The sequence below is a fragment of the Bradyrhizobium liaoningense genome (assembly GCF_018130785.1).
GTDB lineage: Bacteria > Pseudomonadota > Alphaproteobacteria > Rhizobiales > Xanthobacteraceae > Bradyrhizobium > Bradyrhizobium liaoningense_A.
In genome coordinates, this window is record NZ_JAFCJT010000013.1 from 113,530 (window position 1) to 133,217 (window position 19,688).

A 19,688-nucleotide genomic window follows, 5' to 3' on the forward strand; every position below is an offset into this window, starting at 1 on the left:
CATGCGTGTCTCCAACATCGTCCAACTCGGCGTGAAGGAATTGCGAGGCCTGTCGCGCGATCCCGCGATGCTGATACTGATCATCTATGCCTTCACGGTTTCGATCTATACGTCGTCCCGGGCACAACCAGAGACGCTGAATCGGGCCGCGCTTGCAATCGTCGATGAGGACAACTCGCCGGTCTCCACGCGGATCATCACGGCGTTCAATCCGCCCTATTTCTCGATCCCCAAGATGGTTTCCCAGGCAGATGTGATGGCGCGGCTGGATGCCGGCCTCGACATCTTCGCGCTAAACATTCCGCCTAACTTCCAGCGTGATCTGCTCGCTGGAAGGTCGCCGACAATCCAGCTCAACGTGGATGCGACGCGCATGTCCCAGGCCTTCACCGGGAGTGGCTACGTTCAATCCATCACCACCGGCGAGGTGAGCGAATTTCTGTCTCGTTACCGATCGGGCGCGGCGGCGCCGATCGATCTTGCCCTGCGGGCGCGGTTCAATCCGGAGCTCAACAAGAGCTGGTTCAGCTCCATCAACAACATCATCTCCTCAGTCACGATGCTATCGATCATCCTGACCGGAGCGGCGCTCATCCGCGAACGCGAACACGGCACGATCGAGCATCTGCTGGTCATGCCGGTCACGCCGGTTGAGATCATGGCGAGCAAGATCTGGTCGATGGGACTGGTCGTTCTGGTCGCCTCGGCTGTTGCCCTCATCCTCGTCGTGCAGGGCCTGCTGGCGGTCAAGATCGCGGGCTCGATTCCGCTGTTTCTGTTTGGAGCGGCGCTCTATCTGTTTGCGATGACGAGCCTTGGTGTTTTTCTCGCCACGGTCGGCGGCTCGATGCCCCAGTTCGGTCTGCTGATGATGCTTATATTGTTGCCGCTTCAAATGCTGTCGGGGGCATCAACCCCTCGCGAGAGCATGCCGGAAATCATCCAGAACATCATGCTGGCCGCACCGAATACCCACTTCGTCATTCTTGCGCAGGCGATATTGTTTCGCGGCGCAGGCCTCGGAGTGATCTGGCCTCAGCTGGCGGCGTTGATTGCGATAGGAATGATCCTGTTCGGCTTCTCGCTTTGGCGGTTCAGAAAATTTGTCCGATAGCCGTGTCGTCCCGACAGGCGGGCCGGGACGACGTTGGAGACTGTGGCAGACACTCCTGCCTACCTCATCCTTCTCGCACTGCTCCAGCTCTTCAGCGACGACCACACGCCGCGTGACAGGCGGAAGCAGTCCACCGGCGTGGACGAGCCCAGCGCGAGGAAGCGATGCAGCTGGACGCCGCTCCACTGGAAGCCGCACTTCTCCAGCACGTTGCGCGAGGCCGGATTGGTGACGCGCGCGCCCGCATAGAGATGATCGTCCTCGAACTCCTCGAAGAAGAAGTCGATCGCGCCGCGCGCGGCCTCGGTGGCAAAGCCCTGGCCCCAATGCTCGACGCCGAGCCAGTAGCCGAGCTCGGCATTGTCGGGCGTGGAGCAGTCGATGCCGACCATGCCGACCGGCCCGGCGTCGTGCTCGATCAGGAACACGGTCTCGCTGCCGAGCGCGGCGGTGGCGCGGACGAATTCGACGGCGTCGTCCTGCGAATAGGGATGTGGAAGGCGGCGGGTGTTCTCCGCGACACGGCGGTCGTTGGCGAGCCGGGCGATGGTCCTGACGTCGGCGAGTGTGGGCCGCCGCAAGGTCAGACGCTCGGTGGCGACGACGCTCGGTCTCGCCTCCCGCAAGGTCGCGCTCGAGAAATCCTGCAACATGTCCGGCTCCGTCAAAGTCACTAAGTGAAAAGTGAGCAAGTCAAACGAAAGGGGAGGCCGGTTTCCCCGCCTCCCCTGGAGCCGTCTTGTGGACTCCGCCGGTTCGGTCAGGGACCCGGCGGACTCCAAATTTGGTCCACCGTCTATTCAGCCGCCTCAGCGATCGGGAGTACCGATACAAATGTGCGGCCGTTGGCTTTGGCTTGGAACGTGACGCGACCCTCGATCTTGGCGAACAGAGTGTGGTCGGTGCCCATGCCGACATTAAGGCCGGGATGCCAGGTGGTGCCGCGCTGACGCGCAATGATGTTGCCGGGAATCACGACTTCGCCGCCGAACGCCTTGATGCCGAGGCGCTTGCCCTTCGAATCGCGACCGTTGCGCGATGAACCGCCTGCTTTTTTATGAGCCATGGCTCGTCTCCAAAATCCTGCGTATTTCTAGATCAATTCCTTGACGGAATCATTTCACAATTTCTCACGCATCAATTCGTGATTGCGCGTGATCAAATTATGCGGCGGCTTCCTCGGTGGTCTTTTCCTTGGCGACCTTTTCCTTCTTCGGACGCGGGCCCTTGGTGGGCTTGGCGCCGTCCGTCAGGATTTCCGAGATGCGCAGAACCGTGATCTCGTCGCGATAGCCGCGCTTGCGGCGCGAATTCTTGCGGCGGCGCTTCTTGAACGCGATGACCTTCGGCCCTCGCTTGTGGTCGAGCACCTCGACCGCAACGGAGGCACCGGCCACCGTCGGAACGCCCAGGACCGGCGTGTCGCCGCCGACCACCAGGACTTCATTCAGCTGTATGATCGAGCCGACTTCGCCTTCGATCTTGCCTACTTCGAGAACATCATCCGGCACGACGCGGTATTGCTTGCCGCCGGTTTTGATGACTGCGAACATCGTTTTTTCTCCGTGTTCAAATCCCGGCCTCGCGACGAGAATCGTCCGGGCCGGCTTTTTGTCAGTCGCTATGGGTTTATGCGAGTTTTGTGCGGGCGGGAGTTATCCCTTTGAAAACCCACACAAAAACAAGCGGCGCGAGAAACGCCCCGCGCCGGTTGCGGGACTTATAGCCGCCGGACGCCGCAAGTCAAGGAAAACCACCGAAAATGGCCCGGATTTGAAGGATTTCGCCTCCTTCCCGGCCCTTCGCCAAATCTGCCTTCGGCTTGCAACTTACGGGTTCCCGCGCCGTTGTCCCGCGAACTGGCACACGGGCAAGGGCTTTCCATGGCAACGGACGAGTTGGTCAAGACGACGGGCATCGCGCACCACGGCGCGGAACGGCTGCCCTCGGTGGACGTCGACAGTTTCAACATCGAGATGAAGGACGAGGACGGCTTCCTCGGCGACCGCGCCAGCAAGGGTGCGTTTCGCGAGATTCTCGAGCGCTGGCGCAAGCCCTTGCGCAAGACCGGGGAGGATCCGTTCGGCAAGGAGCCCTCGGAAAACATCAGCAAGAAGACGCTGGACACCATCCTGGTCGGGGACGACACCGAGGCCTCCGCGGTTGTGCACAGCGCGATCGAGGAGTTCGCCCAGGAGCTCGCCTATGTCACGCGACGTTTCCTGAAGTCCAAGGCCTGGGCCAAGACCGAGCGTATCGTGGTCGGCGGCGGCTTCCGCGATTCCCGGCTTGGCGAGCTCGCGATCGCGCGCACCGAGATCATCCTCAAGGCCGAGGACTTCAAGATCGACCTGGTGCCGATCCGCCATCATCCTGATGAAGCCGGCCTGCTCGGCACGCTGCATCTGGCGCCGTCATGGATCTTCGAGGCCCATGACAGCATCCTCGCCGTCGACATCGGCGGCACCAACATCCGTTGCGGCCTGGTGGAGACCGGCTGGAAGAAGGCCAAGGATCTCTCGAAGGCCAAGGTCGTGAAATCCGAGCTGTGGCGTCATGCCGATGACGAGCCGACCCGCGAGGGTGCGGTGAAGCGGCTCATCAAGATGCTGAAGGGGCTGATCACCGAGGCCGGGAACGAGGGCTTCAAGCTCGCGCCGTTCATCGGCATCGCCTGTCCCGGCGTGATCAAGGAGGACGGCTCGATCGAGAAGGGCGCACAGAATCTGCCGGGCAATTGGGAGAGCAGCAAGTTCAACCTGCCGGCGAGCCTGATCGAGGGCATCCCCGTCATCGGCGAGCACGACACCGCGATCCTGATGCACAATGACGGCGTGGTTCAGGGCCTCTCCGAGGTGCCGTTCATGCAGGACGTCCATCGCTGGGGCGTGCTCACCATCGGCACCGGGCTCGGCAATGCTCGCTTCACCAACCGCCGCAAGGAGAACGGCAACGGAAAAGACCGGGATTCCACGGAGAACGGCAAGAAGAAGGGCAAGGCGGACAAGGAGTAACCTTGACTGGTTAGGTTAAGGGACGGATTGCGTTGCGGCGCACGGGACACTCGCTACGGTCGAATCGTCGCCTCACCCTGGCCGGCGAAGCCGCCCTTCCCAGCCAGTATTTCAATGAGCGGCACGGGACCGCCAGTGTTTACCGCGTCTGGCGGTCCCACCCCTGTCTTCAGCTCCAGCCAATCCGCTGAAAGAACGCCGCGATCTCCGCGGCCGCGCGATCCGGATCTTCCCGATGCGGGAAGTGTCCGACATCAGGAAACATCGCGAGATCGAGATCGCCAAACGTCTCGCCCAGCCGGTCGGTCCAGGCATAGGGAAACAGCGGGTCGTGCTCGGCCCAGCGCACGCAGGTCGGCACATGGATCGGCGGAAGCGACGGCGCCTCGCCCTTCATCATCGCGACACGCCCGGCATGCGAGGCGCGATAATGCGCAAAGCCGCCGGCGAGGTTACCCTCTCTGAAGAAATTGTCGGCGAAGACGTCGAGGACGTCGTCGAAGGCGTTCTTCCGATGTGCCCAGCCCTTCAGGAAGTGGCTGATATAGAGGCGGCAGCTTTCCCGGCTTGCCCCGACGAGCCGCTCGGCCATCTCCATCTGGTGGAAGGACTGATACCAGATGTGGTTGAGCCTATCGGGCGCCGCCATGCGCGGCCCGATGCCGGGATAGACGAAGTCGAAGAAGAACAGCCCGGCCACCCGCTCGGGCGCCTTCCGGGCCAGCGGCTGCATCACTGCGCCGCCAACATCATGGCCGACCACCGCGAATCGCTTGATGCCGAGCCCGTCCATCAGCGCCAGCATGTCCGCCGCATGGCCGTCCGGCCCAAAGGGCCCAATCGGCTTGTCGCTGTCGCCGAAGCCGCGCAGATCGGGCGCGATCAGCATGAAACGGTCCGAAAGCCTTGATATCACCGGCTCCCAGGTCAGCCAGAATTCCGGCCAACCATGCAGCAAAAGCAGCGGTTTTCCCGCTCCGGTGCGGACCAGGTGGAAATCGGCGCCATTGGCCTTGATCGTCAGGTGCTCCACGGCAGTTCCTCCCGGCGTCGGGGTAGGGGCTGAAAGAGGCAGCGGATTTTCCCCTTTCGCGCCTTGTCTGGCCCGCCATCCTCGCCTATTAACGCCCCCAACCACAGGGGCGCTGCTCCTACCATGGCGCCTTCAGGAGAGGTGGCAGAGTGGTTGAATGCACCGCACTCGAAATGCGGCATAGGTGCAAGCCTATCGGGGGTTCGAATCCCTCCCTCTCCGCCATAATAAAACGACGTCGAGAAAGCCCCGTAAAATCAGGTCTTACTGCACGCCAGAAGCCTCTGGTGTAGCCCTTGGATGTAGCCCCCTAGGACGGTCCCAACCTGCCACGGCGGCGTCATAGTTTCATTGCCGCCGGACGACAGTCTTCTTACCCGGGACCACCCGCATCGGCATGGAGGTCGGGTAACCGTCACGAAGGCCAAGTCCGCTCTACATTCGGCGGAGGCACCTCAGGCATCGGCGATCAGTGAGGCGATGTCCTCAAGCGAACGCCGGCTGAAGTCCTTCGCAAACTCGCCTACGATCTTGCCTCTCAAGTCGTGGTTAAAGTGCTTGCGCAATTCCCCCAAGGTCCTGGGGTCGGAGACGACAACCAAGTGTTCTATCGTCCCGTCCAGGCTGAGCTTGTTCAGGAACGCGGCTGTTGCTGCCGCAAAGTCGTTTTCGAGCCGCTTCCCGTCGGGACTGGCGGAGCCGGTACGATGCCGCGTACGAGAGTTCGCGTGGGCCGGCACGGGCGGAGTCGCCGTAATCTCAACCAAGTGCACCCCGGGTTTCACCCCGGTATTGTGGAACAGGCGGATCGTCTCAGCGTCAGCGACAGCGACTGTCGCACCGGTAGGTAGAATCATCGAAAGACCTCCCGTTCACGATCCCGCATTGACACAACGGGCCATGACACTTGTATCCCGGCGTTCTGCTGCGCCTCTCAAGCTCCCGGCACGAAACTCCCCGGAGCACGGCAGTCCGACGACCGCCGAAAGGAAACGACGCGGCGAACACGGCGCTCATAGCGGTCGAGAAGTCGATGCGCTCGGAAGTGCTTGCCCTGCCGAGCGGCGAATGGCCGAAGATTGAGTCTTAGGCGGTCGAAATAAAAATCACCTCTAGCTATGGAGTTGATAGCCGATCGTTATTGGGCTGACTAAAGGACGCTTCGCGGGGCGGCGGAAGTGCGGCGCTTCCCTCCGCAAGCACTCGAGGCGGTCGCGGGGAGCCTCGTCTTCGCCGGAGTTCTTTCGAGGGCAGGTGGACGCTTCGGCCCGGATGTCTGGGCAACCGCCACGGCGTTGGAAGCGTGTGCACCCTTTGCGATGTCAGGACGATCGGCGCAATTTTCCGCGGCACGTGCCCGGCGTCGTCTCAACGCGACCCGCGGGACGTCAAAAACCCCCACCGCAACCGCGCCACGCACGCGGTAGCGATGGAGATCATGTGCGGCCTGACCAAGAGGAACTCTACGACCAGCAGCCTTCTCTCAGGTCCGGCGCGCGCCGCGGTCGCCGCTTCTAGGGGAACGTCAGTCCGAAGGCCGCCGGGTCGGGCTTCTCGCCTTTCCGCGGGACAAAGAAGCGCTCCAGACCACCCGGAACGAAGCTGAGTAGCAGGGTCGCCTGATCGCCGACCACCTCGATCGTATGCGGCACTCCGCGGGGAAGAGCTGCATAGGCGCCTGGCCCTACCTCGACACGGGAATCGCCAACTCGCGCGATCAAATTGCCCTGCACGACATAGAGCAACTCGTCTTCTCGTGTGTGGGTGTGTAGGGGCGGTTCCTCCCCGGCACGCACCGTCCAAAGCACAGTGCCATATTCGCCGCCGGACTGGCTGCTCTCCACCTTCATCTCAACGCTCGAGCCTCCGCTCGACGTCACCGTCTCGCCGCCGCGCGGCGCCGTGAGAACCGGCTTTTGCACTGACATTTGTAGCCTCCTGATTATACGCCGGGTGAGCCCGGTACCAGGTGAACATCGAATTTCGAGCGGCGAATGGGAAATGACGTCACGCCATGAAGTTAATAGCTGCGTGTTATGGTGGCCGTTTGCTTTCCTTATCGGACCTGCGTGCACTCGACGTCGACTGCGCCAGCAACTTGGTCAGTATTCTGACGGCCTCCGTCGGCTTCAGGTTCTCGCTCCCACGCAGTTGTTCGAACTTCTCATGCAGCAAATTGGGCTTCGCCTACGTTGGTCCGGTAATCGCTCTTCGCGGCCTCGCGATCGATATCTTGCTGCTTGTTCTGGCTCATCATGATGATCGGCGCTGCGTAGGCCGAATAAAGTCCGCCGCGTGCCGATAACGGTCAGCTATCGACTCCATGGCAAGAGGTGATTTTCCATCTTGCGGTGCCGGACCCAATCTTCAAGCCATCGTCGACCGTACGTTGGACGATTGCGGGCCAGGAGTTCACCCGATGCAGAACAAGTCTTCATCCGACATTTCCTTTCCCGGTGAGGTCGAGAGCCTTCTGCCAGAAGATGTGGTCGTGCTCGCGGATCGGGCCGGAGTCGCGTTCGGGCTACAGCGCCCACTCGGCGTGAGCGCGCGAGATGTCGGGGATCACGGAAGCGGTGTCATCACGTCCAGGTGCGTGGAGATTCCGCTTGTCGGGAGCGACGGCAAGATCTCCGGGGTCCTGTTTCGGGCCACTCCTTGCTCCAGCACGCGCGGCGTGGCCTTCGACCGCGGTCCAGAAGTAGCGAGATCGACCGGCGACGTGGCGCAGTTCGTCGTCCACGACATAATCAACCTTCTCGCAGTGATCGGCGGCGGCTTGCGGCTGCTCGAGTGCAAGAGCGACGCCTCGTATCGAAGGGCGATCGTTGGCAAAATGCAGGAGGCGATTACGCGAGGCGTGTCGCTCAGTCGCCAGCTTCTCGATACTGCGCGCCCATGCCGCAACCCGATCGACGGCTTTGTCGCGGGCGATCGCCTCGCAGCGATCACGGGCACCCTTCACTGGGCGCTGCGTCCGGACATCACCATCCGCATAGAGATTGCCCCTGATTTATGGACGTTTAATGCCGACCCGGAAGGGCTGTACTTTGCGCTATTGAACCTCTGCCGAAACGCCGACGATGCCATGCCGGCCGGCGGCACGATCACTGTCTCGGCGCGGAATGTCGAGCTGTCCGCCGACGCGGACCGGCGATTCGTCGAGATTGTCGTCGCCGACGAGGGGGAGGGCATGCCCGAGGAAATCATGTCGCAGGCGTTCCTTCCGTACTTCACAACGAAGGTGGCCGGAGGCGGCAACGGCATCGGACTCTCTCAGGTTCGACGCTTCGCTGAAGAACGAGGTGGCGCGATCGATATCGAGAGCGAGCGAGGTGTCGGCACGCTGGTGCGTCTCTTTCTCCCGCGTGTCGACGATGCGGCGGTCCCGAGCAGCCTTATCGGTGCTCGGATCACGTGCACGTTTTCATCCAAACCTCCCCGCGATCAGTGACTGCCGCGGTGTGACAAAGGAGCCGGATACGCGCAAAAGCAGGAACGCGCCAGCTGGGGCTTTCCATCCGGCGAACCAAGTGGCTTCCGTGAATACGGCGCGCTACTTCAGAAGTGGATACGAGCATGTTTTCTGTGATTTTCGAAGCTCTCCTCAATAAGAATAGTCGGGACGACTACCTCGACGCCGCCAACATGTTGCGCCCCGAGCTGGAGCTGGTCGAAGGCTTCGTCGATAACATCCGCTACCAGAGTCTGACCCGCGAGGGCTGGATTCTTTCGTTGTCGAACTGGCGGGACGAGAAATCGCTCGTTCGTTGGCGCACCCACATGCGCCACCACGAGGTCCAGCAGAAGGGCCGCGACGAAATATTCGCAGACTACCACCTCCGTGTCGGTCAGATCGCTACCGACAACCAGGTGCCCGCGGGTTACGTCCTGACGGAACAGAGGCTCGACGAGACCGAAGTCGGGGAAGGGACGACGGTCACGCTGATCAACGCGACGCGTCCTGCCGACTGGAAGCAGACCAACAACCCGTACGACTGCGCTGAGTGGCTCGGCCTGAACCCCTGGGCCGCCGACTTCACGTCCTGGGACATCTTCGAAGCGATGCTCACGCCTGGCGATTTGATTCTGCTCATGTCCTGGAGGGACGCCGCCGCAGCGCAGGCCTACGAGGACGCTTCGGCGCCGAATGAAAAGGCAAGGATACGGAGAGTTCGGATCGTGCGCGACTACGGGAAATACGACCGTCGCGAGGCGCCTCAATACTTCGCAGATGCCAGGGGTGGGGAGACCCTCCATACCTGATGCCGCTCCGTCAGGAAGGGCCGTGCTGCCACGAACTCTGGGTCTGCACTACGACCCAGTCGAGCGCTTGGCCGGGCTTCGTGCGAGGCTGGCGTATTGGCGGTCGACGTACCGTCGCTGAGACGTCCTCCACTTCCTATGCATAATTGATCTTGGCGCTGACGGTCATGTCTTGCGGCGGCTGCGTGAGGCGCCGGAGTCCGTCCGGCGCTTTGCATGCCTCGCATGCGCTGCGCCGGCTCTCAGAAATTCCTGAAAGCGTGTCCGTGCGTCCAAATCAATGGGCCGAGCCGTTCCAACGGATGCACACAAGTTGCATCTACCTCCCATGATCGGCGGCGTGCCTGTCACGCCGCCGATTGCAAAGGTTCGTCAGCATCGACGGCCGCACCTTGACGGAGAACATAACAACCCATGGAGCTTCATCAGGTTCGCTACTTCCTCGCCGTCGCCTCCACGCTTAACTTCACCCGTGCGGCCGAACAGTGCAATGTCACGCAGCCGGCCTTGACCAAGGGGGTACAGAAACTCGAGCAGGAACTCGGCGGCCAGTTGATCTACCGCGAACGCCAGCTCACCCAGCTCACCGATCTTGGAAAGGAGGTCCTTCCAATGCTGGAGCGCACGCTGGCTTCGGCGGAGGCGGTGCGCCGTCGCGCCCAAGAGTTCCAGCGCAAGGACGTCGCGCCGCTGAAGATCGGCCTTGCCCCATCGATCTCGGCGTCGCTCGTCCTTGATCCGATTGCAGAGATCGCGAAGTTCGTCCCTGGACTTCACGTCGAGCTACGCGAAGGCGCAGCGAAAAAGCTCGTCGACCTCTTGCTTGAGGGTGAGATCAATGTCGCAATGGTCGGCGACGTACAGGACGTGCCCGCCCGCATCGACGATTGGTCGCTGTTCGAGGAGCGTTATGTCGCAGTTCTCGCGCCGACACACAAACTCGCAAATCGTCCCTCGATCGGCATCGACGACCTTCGTGAAACCATCTTGTTGGAACGAGCCGACTGCGACGTCGCCCCTAAGATCCAGCAATCGTATTTTCCTGAGAAGCCGCCCCAACTCGGTCACTGCAGCGGTCACGACCTGCACCTGCAACACATGGCTGCTGCCGGCTTTGGCGTGATTCTCGCGCCTGAACACATGCCGCGCCTTCCGACGCTCAAGACCATCCCGCTCGAAGGCGACCGGGTCTCACGGGAGGTGCGCCTTCTGGCCGTGCAAGGGCGCCGCTACTCGCCGGCGCTCGACGCATTCGTCAAGGTAGCACGGCTTCGCGACTGGTCGATCGAAGCCCCTGACCGTGGCGTACCGCGCGAAGAGGTTCCGGTGGTGTCGAGGGGACCGGCATGACCGTGATGCGCACGCCGACAGCCGACCGCTTCCAGCCAATCGATCTTCAGCCTGAAGACTCTCCGCTGATGCCAGATCAGACCGACAAGACACTTGCCCGGATTCGCACCGAGCTCTTGACGACGTTCAGCGCCGCAGATTGGGAGTCATACAATCACCTCGTGCGCTGGCTCCGAGACACCGACGTGGCATCGCACGCGTTGAAGGTCGGAGACGACGCGCCGAACTTCCTCTTGCCGGATGCTGACGGTCGTCTCCACGCCTTCGAGCAATTGCGCCGGAAAGGACCCCTCGTTCTGAGCTTCTTCCGAGGAGGCTGGTGTCCGTTCTGCACCGCTGAGCTCCGCGCCCTCCAGGCCGCAAAGGATGAGTTCGAGAACGTCGGCGCGACCCTCGCAGTCGTGACACCCGAGACAAAGGATTTTCCGCGGCAGCTCAAGCAGAACCTGGGCTTGGACCTGAAGGTACTCTCCGACGTCGACTACGGCGTTGCCATGTCGTATGGCGTGCTGTTCCGGGTGCCCGACGAGACCAAGGCGCACTATTCCAGGCTCGGGTTCGATTTCGGCGCCCGGCATGGGTCACCGGAGTGGATGTTGCCAATTCCCGCGACCTACGTGATCGATGCGGAAGGACGTATCCGCAGTGCATTCGTCGAGCCGGATTTCACGATACGCGAGGAGCCGACGCAAATCCTGGCCTCGCTGCGTCAAGTCGCATCAACGTCTCGGTGAGAGCGGTAGAAGGTGGAGACCGACATCCGATATCCGTCAATGGGTGGGTTGAAGCGCTCTTGCACGACGATATCTGCCGCCTATCGAATACATGTCCAAAGGGAATTTCCAATTTCGGCGGCCGTGTCCGATCGTTGGGATCGGCTAGACCGGTCGTGCACGCGCAGTCGGCTCCACAGCAATTGAAACACTGATTGCAGCCGTTGCGCCGGAGCAGCAAAGGAGATCCCCATGAAATTATCGAGGACCGTCGGCATGGCGGTCGCCGTCTCACTGGTCACCGGTGCCGTGGCCGCGCTCGCGCAGAGCGGAGCGACTCCGGCCGGTCCGACCGCAAACGTGGTCGACGGTAGCGGGCACCTGCGCGTCCCCGCAGACTATCGAACCCTCTACCAGGCGCTCGGCACCTGGGCGATTGCCGCTGACAGCGGCCAGGGATCGAAAGAAATCCACGCCGTCTACGCATCCCCAGGGGCCATCGACGCCTACCGGAAGACAGGGCGCTTCCCGGACGGCGCGGTTCTGGTGAAGGAGGTCTTCGCAACCTCGACGAACGAGATGACTACCGGCACGGTAAGCCATGCCGATATGCTCAAGGGCTGGTTCGTCATGGTGAAAGACGCCAAAGGAACACACCCCGGCAACCCGTTGTGGGGCGACGGATGGGGGTGGTCGTGGTTCGACGCGGACAAGCCGCTCAAGACCACTTCGACGGACTATCGTTCCGATTGCCAGGGGTGCCACGTGCCGGCCCAGGACACGGACTGGATCTATGTAAATGGATACCCCGTCCTGCGTCACTAGCCGACCGTAACCGTCGTGGTCTGCTCTCGCCGCAATTTAGCGGAAGTAGTGCCAAAGCCAGCGGACCGGAGCCGCAAGTCGCAGGATTGAAGAGCCTATTGTGACCATTCGCTTCGACCTCTCGGGGCCGGTCGACGTTCACAGTGCGAACGAGCCTATGGAGTTCGGTGTGTCCTTCTCGATCTACGAGATCACGGTCCCTGTCATGGTGCACGGACTGAATGTGATGGACGACTATCTCGACCACGCTCAAGCGCTCGAGAGGACCAAAGGGGTCGAGCCTGGCAGGATCCTCCGCGAGCGACTCGTGCCCGACATGCTGACTTTTGGAGAACAGTTCTCCGTTAACTGCAACAAGGTCGACGCGCATATGGCGAAGCTGATGCAGCGCGATGTACCGGCTCCTCGCAATACCTCCATGATGTATCCGGCATTGAAGCGACGGATTCTCGAGACACGCAGCTTCCTGCAAAACGTGCAGCCGGACGAGATTTCCGGAGCGCGGTCCCATACATACGAGTTGACGCCGCCTATCGTGCGTGGGTGGTTCGGCGGCGACGACTACATCCGGCACCTGGTGCTCCCGGACTTCTTCTTCCACATCTCGATTGCGCACGCGATCCTTCGGCACCTTGGCGCGAAGATCGGGAAGCGCGACTACCTCGGCAACCTCAGTCAGCAGAGCGGCGGCGACTACTCATAAGTTGCGGGCGCGGTGTGCGGCGTGAGCCGAGCTTTTCAAGCTCTTTGTTGTCAGGGCCGAAATCTCTGGTGCGTTGCACCTGAGCTCACGAGAGAACTAATGCCGAAGATAATAGCAGTCACTGCTGTCCAGTCATGGTCAACACAACCCAACTGTTCGCTCAAGATCAGGTGTCGATCTACGGAATCTGTTACTGAACATACGCGCAAAGTCGGCTGCCCGGAGCTCGCGCGGGAAATTTCATCCTGATGGGTACAGTCGAATGTTTGACGGCAGCTCAGCGCCGCTGGGTCATGATCTGTATCTTGATTGGGCTTGGTCTAAGTTCCCTCGGAAGCGCGATCGTGAACATCGCCTTGCCAAACATCTCGCGTTCATTCGCAAGTAGCGACGCCGCGGCCGTTTGGGTCGTGAACGCATATCAGCTTTCGGCGACGGTGTGCTTGCTGCCCATTGCAAGTCTGGTCGGTTCACTCGGTCTAAAACGCGTTTATGCCACAGGCTTGGTCATTTTTGTCCTCGCGTCGTTCGGTTGCGCTTTCGCGCCAACATTGCCGATGCTGGTGAGCGCGCGCTTGATCCAGGGTGCCGGAGCGGCCGGAGTCTCCGTGGCCGGTATGGCATTTGTACGCGTGGTTTATCCCCATCACTTGGTCAGCAAGGGCTTTGCGTTGGTCGCACTGGCGGTGGCGATACCCGGAGCATTGGGCCCCACCATCGCGGCGGCCATACTATCCGTAGCAAAATGGCCCTGGCTATTTCTGGTGAATGTGCCGTTCGGGCTTGCCGTACCTCTGTTTATCGCCGCTGCACCACCAGATGTTCGGTCTGCGAGTTCTTTCGATCTAACCGGGATCGCTCTCAACGCGCTGGCGTTCGGGCTCTTCGTCGTTGGCGTCGGAACGCTTGGTACTGGCGATGGGCCCATTGCGACGGGAGAGATCGTGGCGGGTCTTTTCTTCCTTGGCCTCTTTGTTCGACAGCAGCTTCAGCACCCTGTGCCGATGTTGCCATTCGATCTTTTTCGTATACCTCTGTTCACTCTGTCGGTGTGGACATCTATCTGCTCCTATGCGGCACAGATCCTGGCTTACGTCTCGTTGCCGTTTTTACTTGAGACGGGCATGCATCTTTCGGCCGTGCAAACAGGCTTTCTTGTTACGCCCTGGCCGTTAATGACCGCCGTCACGGCTCCAATCGCCGGCCGCTTGGCGATCCGCCACCCAGCCTCGGGGATCTGCAGTGTTGGTTTGGCGTTGTTGGCGATCGGTTTGCTCCTGATGATCTTCTTGCCGACCGCTCCGGAAAAGTGGGATGTCGCTTGGCGACTGGCTCTTTGCGGTATTGGCTTTGGTCTTTTCCAGACCCCGAACAATACGGCGATGATGACGGCTGGACCCTTAGGGCGCAGCGGGGCCGCAAGTGGGATGAATGCCGCAGCCCGCTACATCGGATGGTCACTGGGTTCCGCGTTGGTGTCGCTGATCTTTGGCTTGGGCGGAGACCATGGCGCGGTCTCTTGTTTGGTCGCTGGAACGGCCTTCGCTCTGATGGGGGTCGCTACCAGCAGCGCTCGCCGATTCTGATAGCGTTCGCGCGCGGCTGATCCCGTGAAGTCTTGTGTGACTGCCGAGCTTAGGAAACAGCGGATCGGTTGAATTCCATACCTTCTAGGTGTCTACCGAGCCGCCCGCTTTCTCCGCGGCCCGTGTCAAGGTCATCGCGGCTGTAAGGGCGCCCCCGGTCGAGGTTGCAGCTGCTACGGCGAGACCGATTTCGTATCCGGACGCGAAAGACGCAATGCCGGCCGCCAATGCCACCCCGGCAAGCTGTGCAATCCGGCTCGCCGCATTGTTGATGCCGGAGGCGAGCCCTTCGTCGGCCTGGTCCACACTCGACATGACCGACGCAGTGAGCGGTGCCACAAGCACAGCGAAGGACAGGCCCAGCAGGCCCATGGGTCCGATCACACCGAGCATTAGGGCCTCTTCCCGGCCGAGCGCCATCCAGACATAGGCGAGCGCCGCGCCCATCGGTCCCACGATGAGCATAGCTTGCGCGCCGATCCTGTCCGCCAATCTGCCGAAGACATTCGACAACAGTCCCACGCCGAGCGTGAAGGGCAGGAATGCCAGCCCGGCATCTGTCGGCGACAGAGCGCGGCGATCGACGAGGTCAAAGGGTAGCAGAAAGAACATGATTGAAACCCCCGCATAAACCATCAGGGTGACGACGTTCAGCCCGAGGAAGGCGCGATTCTCCACCAGGCGAGGCGGCGTCATCGGGTGTTCGCTTCTGCGCTCCCAGAGCGCGTAGACGGCGAGCCCGACAATGCCAAGCCCAGCGACGGTCGCGAGCACGATGCCCGACCGCGCCGGAATGCCTGAGGCCGCTTGAGCTTCGGTAGAGCCGATCTGACTGAGCGCCCAGGTGAGCGCCCCGATCGCCGAAGCGAGGATCGCGGCGCCGACCAGGTCGAACCTGCGGTGGATACGGCCATCTCTCGGCGCAAAAACCAGCAAAACTCCCACTGAGACGAACGCGAGTGGTGGGTTGATCCAGAATACTGATGGCCAGCCAAAGGTCTCGGTCAGCCAGCCGCCCAGGACAGGACCTCCGGCCGTGGTGAGGGCCGATGCCGCGGCCCATAGGCCGATTGCCCGGTTTCGCTCTGCGCGCGGATACGTGGCGCCGATCAGAGCGAGACTGGCAGGGGTGACGATCGCTGCGGCCGCTCCCTGCGCGACACGGGCAGCGATCAGCCAGGCCGACGAAGGCGCCAGCGCGCAAGCTACGGACGCCAGACCGAACAGGACGCAACCGAGCGCGAGCATGCGCGCCTTGCCGTAGACATCCGCGAGCGCGCCGCCGATCAATGTCAACGAGGCGAGCGCCAGCATATATCCGTTGAGAACCCATTGAATCGAGGCGAGGTCCGCTCCTAAATCGGCGCGTAATCTCGGTAACACAACCGGCAACGCTGTCGCATCGATGAACGCCATCGAGGACGCAAGAACACAGGCCGCGAGGACCATGCGCCGGCGCCGAGGCGACGCTTCCCGACCGAGCTCGCGCGGACAGGGTTCTGCATCGATAATGCCACGGCTGCACCGCTCTACAAACGACTGCGTCTCGTTGCGACAAGCTCGCCGTCTCTGGTTCGCAGGGTTGGTCATTCGAAATCTCATTTCGGTGAAGGCGCTTCCGACGGCCATCTCACATGGTGGCGATCGGACTCCGGTGAGGGAAATCATCTCTCGCGATGGAATCGATAGACCATCGTTATTGTCTTGCCGAGGGCATGCAGTCGTGGCCCGCGCAGCTTGCCTCGAATGACGAATGGCCGAGAGGACATCGCAGCGTCATTCCCCGCTGCAATGGAAACCATGAACGCCGGCTATTGGAAATTGTTGCTCCGCGTTGCGATCAATAAACACCACTGGCAGATTTCGTCGAGTGCTCGACAAATGAACTCGTGAAAGCGCCGTTCCGTCTTCTCGTTCGGAAGCTGTCTATCGTCGCCGGCAAGCGATGTCGAACGGGCTCTTATCGTTGGAACATATCCGGCGAGAGAGCGGAAAACTGAGGAGGCAACTCGCATGAAGGCAATCGCTGTAGTGGACCAGGCCGCGGGAACGGCCGGGATGAGGCTCGTGGAGCGACCCGATCCGCGGCCGGCGATAAACGACGTTGTCGTTGAAGTTCATGCCTCAGGCTTTACTTGGGATGAGCTGACCTGGCCTCCGACGTGGACCGATCGCCTCGATCGTGACCGGACACCGTCGATCCCCGGGCATGAGCTGGCTGGAGTCGTCACCGCTCTCGGCTATGGCACCACGGGACTGTCGGTGGGACAGCGGGTGTTCGGTCTCGCCGACTGGTATCGCGACGGCACCTTGGCGGAGTATGTGGCGGTCGAGGCGCGGAACCTTGCGCCGCTGCCGGGCGACGTCGACTTCACGGTTGGCGCGAGCCTGCCGATGCCGGGTCTCACCGCGTGGCAGGGGCTGTTCGTGCATGGCCACCTTCAGGCAGGGCAGAGCGTCCTTGCGCACGGCGCGGCCGGCGTGGTCGGGTCGATGGTGACCCAGCTCGCACGTGAGGCCGGGGCCTATGTCATCGGCACCGGACGTGCCGCCGACCGTCAGGCGGTGCTCGACTTCGGTGCGAACGAGTTCGTCGACCTCGAGAACGATGCTCTAAAGGACGTCCGTGGCGTCGATCTGGTCTTCGATATCTTTGGCGGCGATATCGCGAAGCGGTCCGCAGGCCTGATTAGAGCGGGAGGAGCGCTGGTGACCATCGCCGGACCGACCGAGGCGCGTCCCTCCGACGGCTTGGCGATCGACTTCGTTGTCGAGTCCGATCGCGCCCAACTGGGCGAGATCGTCCAGCGGGTGCGGGACGGGCGATTGCGGACGAACATCGGCACTGTCGCGACCCTCGACGACGCCATCGCTGCCTTCAATCGGACCGAACGACGCAAGGGGAAGGCAATCATTCGCGTTCGCCCGTGAGGATGCGGAGCGGCGAACGATTCCACGCAGATTTTGCGACGTGCGGATCGTCGGCTTTGACGCTCTCTTGAGGTTGAATTGATGTTGCGAGAGGTGATCCGCGAACGGACGCGGCGATTCGGCTTCTGGTCGCCGGCCGATGAACCCCGCGCGCCGCGAAGCGCGCGATCTGAGACCACGGTTGAGTCGTGAGCAGCGCGTCCCTTATCTTGACCGATTGCGGCCTGGCGCTTGCCGAACCCAAGGCCGCCGGCGCGCAGGGCAGCACCAAGGTTCTCGCCGCGTCGAGTCTGGGCGGCTGCCTCGTGTTCGTCAACAGCGCCGTCATCGCGGTCGCGCTCGCGGCCATTGGCCGAGACATGCGCCTGTCGCCGCTTGCACTGCAGTGGGTATTGAACGCCGAGCTCCTGCCGCTGGCGGCAATGACGTTGGTCGCTGGTGCCCTGGGTGACCGTTTCGGACAGAAGCGCATGTTCCTCGCAGGGATCGCTGTCTACGGCCTGGGCGCGGCCGCGATGGTTGTCGCGCCGAGTTTTACGCCGCTCATCGGCGGTCGCTTTCTGCAAGGCTTGGGAGAAGCCATGATCCTGCCCAATGGCCTTTCCGTGCTCGGGCGCGCCTTTCCCGCCGACGAGAAAGCCCGTGCGATCGGCATATGGTCAGCCGCCGCAGCGGTCGCCAGTGGCGTCGCCCCCGCGATCGCGGGCGCGATCATCGATCACGGATCCTGGCGGACGACCTTTCTGATGCTCCTGCCCGTCGTTGCGAGCGCGCTGGCCCTCGGCACCGCGTGGATCCCCAAGGACTCCGCGACCAGCCACGTCCGGATCGACGTCGATGGCGCGGTCCTTTCGACAGTCGGGCTCGGCTCGTTGGGCGCGGGGCTGACCAGCCTGACCAACGGGTCCGGCCCAAGCCGCTGGGTGCTCATCGCTCTGATCGTCGGTCTGGGCGCCTTGGCCGCCCTTGTCGTGACGCAACGGCGACTAGGCGACGACGCCATGCTGCCTCCGTCGCTCTTCGCCTTGCGGTCGGTCGTCGGCGCAAACCTGTTCACGGCGCTCCTCTACGGTTCGTTCACGGTCATGCTAACCTTGATTCCGTTCGTGATGATCCGGGGCGCGCACCTGCCGACGCTGGTGGCGGGCCTAGCCTTCATTCCTCTGCAAGTGCTGATTGCGGTCGTCTCGCCGCTCGCTGGTATGCTCTGTCGCCGGTTTGGCCGACGCTTGCCATTGTTCGCCGGCAGCGCCGTCGTCGCCTTGGGCTGCATCGTGTCGCTCCGTATCGGTCCGAACGCGACCTATTGGGTGGATATCTTCCCCAGCATCCTGTTGCTGGCGCTAGGCATGAGCCTGGCGATCGCGCCGTTGACGACCCTTGTTCTCACCTCCGTCACGCCTGATCGCGCCGGAGCCGTGTCCGGCGTCAACAGCGCGGTCTCACGCGTGGGGTCGCTCTTCGCCATCGCGCTGCTCGGAGGTGTGCTGCAGCAAGGCGGTCCTCAGCTGTTCGAGGGATTCCACATGGCGATGGTTGCCGCCGCCGCCACCTGCGTTCTCGCTACGCTCGCGGTGTTCATCATCGAGCCGGGACCACATGTCGACTTCGTTCCGCGCGACTGACTAGTTCGGTGTCGGCAATCAGAAGGCCGGCAAGGCCGATAGGAAAGAATACTGGCCTGCAAGAAGGAGAAAGCTCATGAAGATCCGGACCATTGTCGCTGCCACCTGCGTCGTATTCTCGATGGTCGGTCCCATCCGCGCCCGTGATCGCGAAGCGGAGACCGTCGCAAAGAAGCTCGAGGCGGCCATTCCCAATGTCCCTGGCAAGTCGCTGGTCGCCCTTGAGGTCAATTACGCGCCAGGCGCGGCATCTCCGTCCCATACCCATGCGAAGTCGGCTTTCATCTATGCGTACGTCATCTCGGGCGCAATCGAGTCGAAGGTGAACGACGGTGAGAAGCGCATCTATCGGGCAGGCGAGGGTTGGTCGGAACCGCCGGGTGCAACCCATTCGATCAGCCGCAACGCGAGCAAGACAAAGCCGGCAAAGCTGCTCGCGGTCTTCGTCCTCGACACCAACGACAACCCGCTGACGATACCCGTCAAATAATACTCTCACTGAGCCAGGTACGAAACCACAGTCATGAT

Annotated in this window: 20 protein-coding genes and 1 tRNA gene; 13 read left to right on the plus strand and 8 right to left on the minus strand. The window is 62.0% G+C overall.

The features are described 5' to 3' along the window. The first annotated feature begins 1 nt into the window (after window position 1). A complete protein-coding gene (locus JQ627_RS24400; protein ID WP_212486641.1) occupies window positions 2-1,114 on the plus strand; it encodes an ABC transporter permease in 1,113 nt (370 codons plus the stop codon). A 59-nt stretch (window positions 1,115-1,173) separates the two neighbouring features. Here JQ627_RS24400 and JQ627_RS24405 read toward each other — a convergent pair whose 3' ends face one another. From JQ627_RS24405 to rplU, 3 genes are all read right to left on the minus strand, one after another. Continuing rightward, window positions 1,174-1,767 (minus strand): GNAT family N-acetyltransferase, encoded by a 594-nt coding sequence (locus JQ627_RS24405; protein WP_212486642.1) that lies wholly within the window; start codon window positions 1,765-1,767, stop codon window positions 1,174-1,176. A gap of 143 nt (window positions 1,768-1,910) precedes the next feature. Further along, entirely contained in the window at window positions 1,911-2,180 is a 270-nt protein-coding gene (gene rpmA / locus JQ627_RS24410; protein WP_011083253.1) for a 50S ribosomal protein L27, read from the minus strand. Window positions 2,181-2,277: 97 nt separating this feature from the next. Beyond that, window positions 2,278-2,667 carry a 50S ribosomal protein L21 gene (gene rplU / locus JQ627_RS24415; protein ID WP_212486643.1) on the minus strand — a complete coding sequence of 130 codons (390 nt, stop codon included), beginning with the start codon at window positions 2,665-2,667 and terminating at the stop codon, window positions 2,278-2,280. A 330-nt stretch (window positions 2,668-2,997) separates the two neighbouring features. Here rplU and JQ627_RS24420 point away from each other — a divergent pair, with 330 nt between their 5' ends. Continuing rightward, window positions 2,998-4,128, plus strand: coding sequence for an ROK family protein (locus tag JQ627_RS24420; protein WP_212486644.1), 1,131 nt, complete (start codon window positions 2,998-3,000; stop codon window positions 4,126-4,128). A gap of 169 nt (window positions 4,129-4,297) precedes the next feature. Here JQ627_RS24420 and JQ627_RS24425 read toward each other — a convergent pair whose 3' ends face one another. Beyond that, a complete protein-coding gene (locus JQ627_RS24425; protein WP_212486645.1) occupies window positions 4,298-5,161 on the minus strand; it encodes an alpha/beta fold hydrolase in 864 nt (287 codons plus the stop codon). Window positions 5,162-5,296: 135 nt separating this feature from the next. Here JQ627_RS24425 and JQ627_RS24430 point away from each other — a divergent pair. Then, window positions 5,297-5,386, plus strand: a tRNA-Ser gene (locus JQ627_RS24430). A 230-nt stretch (window positions 5,387-5,616) separates the two neighbouring features. Here JQ627_RS24430 and JQ627_RS24435 read toward each other — a convergent pair. From JQ627_RS24435 to JQ627_RS39140, 3 genes are all read right to left on the minus strand, one after another. Then, window positions 5,617-6,018 (minus strand): host attachment protein, encoded by a 402-nt coding sequence (locus JQ627_RS24435; RefSeq protein ID WP_212486646.1) that lies wholly within the window; start codon window positions 6,016-6,018, stop codon window positions 5,617-5,619. A 657-nt stretch (window positions 6,019-6,675) separates the two neighbouring features. Further along, complete coding sequence (locus tag JQ627_RS24440) at window positions 6,676-7,089, minus strand: cupin domain-containing protein (protein WP_212304947.1); 414 nt, start codon at window positions 7,087-7,089, stop codon at window positions 6,676-6,678. A 236-nt stretch (window positions 7,090-7,325) separates the two neighbouring features. Further along, window positions 7,326-7,418 carry a hypothetical protein gene (locus JQ627_RS39140; RefSeq protein ID WP_312015806.1) on the minus strand — a complete coding sequence of 31 codons (93 nt, stop codon included), beginning with the start codon at window positions 7,416-7,418 and terminating at the stop codon, window positions 7,326-7,328. A gap of 162 nt (window positions 7,419-7,580) precedes the next feature. Here JQ627_RS39140 and JQ627_RS24450 point away from each other — a divergent pair, with 162 nt between their 5' ends. The 7 genes from JQ627_RS24450 to JQ627_RS24480 all read left to right on the plus strand — a co-directional run bounded on the left by JQ627_RS24450 (window position 7,581) and on the right by JQ627_RS24480 (window position 14,604). Further along, window positions 7,581-8,615: an ATP-binding protein gene (locus JQ627_RS24450; protein ID WP_249143324.1), complete on the plus strand. Its 1,035-nt coding sequence runs from the start codon at window positions 7,581-7,583 to the stop codon at window positions 8,613-8,615. Between the two features lie 125 nt (window positions 8,616-8,740). Further along, window positions 8,741-9,427: an antibiotic biosynthesis monooxygenase gene (locus JQ627_RS24455; protein WP_212486647.1), complete on the plus strand. Its 687-nt coding sequence runs from the start codon at window positions 8,741-8,743 to the stop codon at window positions 9,425-9,427. A gap of 414 nt (window positions 9,428-9,841) precedes the next feature. Continuing rightward, complete coding sequence (locus JQ627_RS24460; protein WP_212486648.1) at window positions 9,842-10,777, plus strand: LysR family transcriptional regulator; 936 nt, start codon at window positions 9,842-9,844, stop codon at window positions 10,775-10,777. A 5-nt stretch (window positions 10,778-10,782) separates the two neighbouring features. Next, on the plus strand, window positions 10,783-11,511 hold the full coding sequence (locus JQ627_RS24465) for a peroxiredoxin-like family protein (RefSeq protein ID WP_249143335.1): 729 nt from the start codon (window positions 10,783-10,785) through the stop codon (window positions 11,509-11,511). Between the two features lie 231 nt (window positions 11,512-11,742). Further along, window positions 11,743-12,315, plus strand: a complete 573-nt coding sequence (locus JQ627_RS24470) for a cytochrome P460 family protein (protein WP_212486650.1) — start codon at window positions 11,743-11,745, stop codon at window positions 12,313-12,315. A 100-nt stretch (window positions 12,316-12,415) separates the two neighbouring features. Beyond that, window positions 12,416-13,018, plus strand: coding sequence for a DUF1993 family protein (locus tag JQ627_RS24475; protein WP_212486651.1), 603 nt, complete (start codon window positions 12,416-12,418; stop codon window positions 13,016-13,018). 248 nt (window positions 13,019-13,266) lie between these two features. Next, window positions 13,267-14,604, plus strand: coding sequence for an MFS transporter (locus JQ627_RS24480; RefSeq protein WP_212486652.1), 1,338 nt, complete (start codon window positions 13,267-13,269; stop codon window positions 14,602-14,604). An 84-nt stretch (window positions 14,605-14,688) separates the two neighbouring features. Here the strand turns inward: JQ627_RS24480 and JQ627_RS24485 are convergent, their stop codons facing one another. Next, window positions 14,689-16,053 (minus strand): MFS transporter, encoded by a 1,365-nt coding sequence (locus JQ627_RS24485; RefSeq protein ID WP_212486653.1) that lies wholly within the window; start codon window positions 16,051-16,053, stop codon window positions 14,689-14,691. 564 nt (window positions 16,054-16,617) lie between these two features. Here JQ627_RS24485 and JQ627_RS24490 point away from each other — a divergent pair. From JQ627_RS24490 to JQ627_RS24500, 3 genes are all read left to right on the plus strand, one after another. Continuing rightward, the gene (locus JQ627_RS24490; protein WP_212486654.1) at window positions 16,618-17,535 is read left to right on the plus strand and encodes an NADP-dependent oxidoreductase; all 918 of its coding nucleotides are present in this window, start codon (window positions 16,618-16,620) and stop codon (window positions 17,533-17,535) included. A 188-nt stretch (window positions 17,536-17,723) separates the two neighbouring features. Beyond that, complete coding sequence (locus JQ627_RS24495) at window positions 17,724-19,160, plus strand: MFS transporter (protein WP_212486655.1); 1,437 nt, start codon at window positions 17,724-17,726, stop codon at window positions 19,158-19,160. Window positions 19,161-19,236: 76 nt separating this feature from the next. Beyond that, on the plus strand, window positions 19,237-19,650 hold the full coding sequence (locus tag JQ627_RS24500; RefSeq protein ID WP_212486656.1) for a cupin domain-containing protein: 414 nt from the start codon (window positions 19,237-19,239) through the stop codon (window positions 19,648-19,650). Window positions 19,651-19,688: the final 38 nt, after the last annotated feature.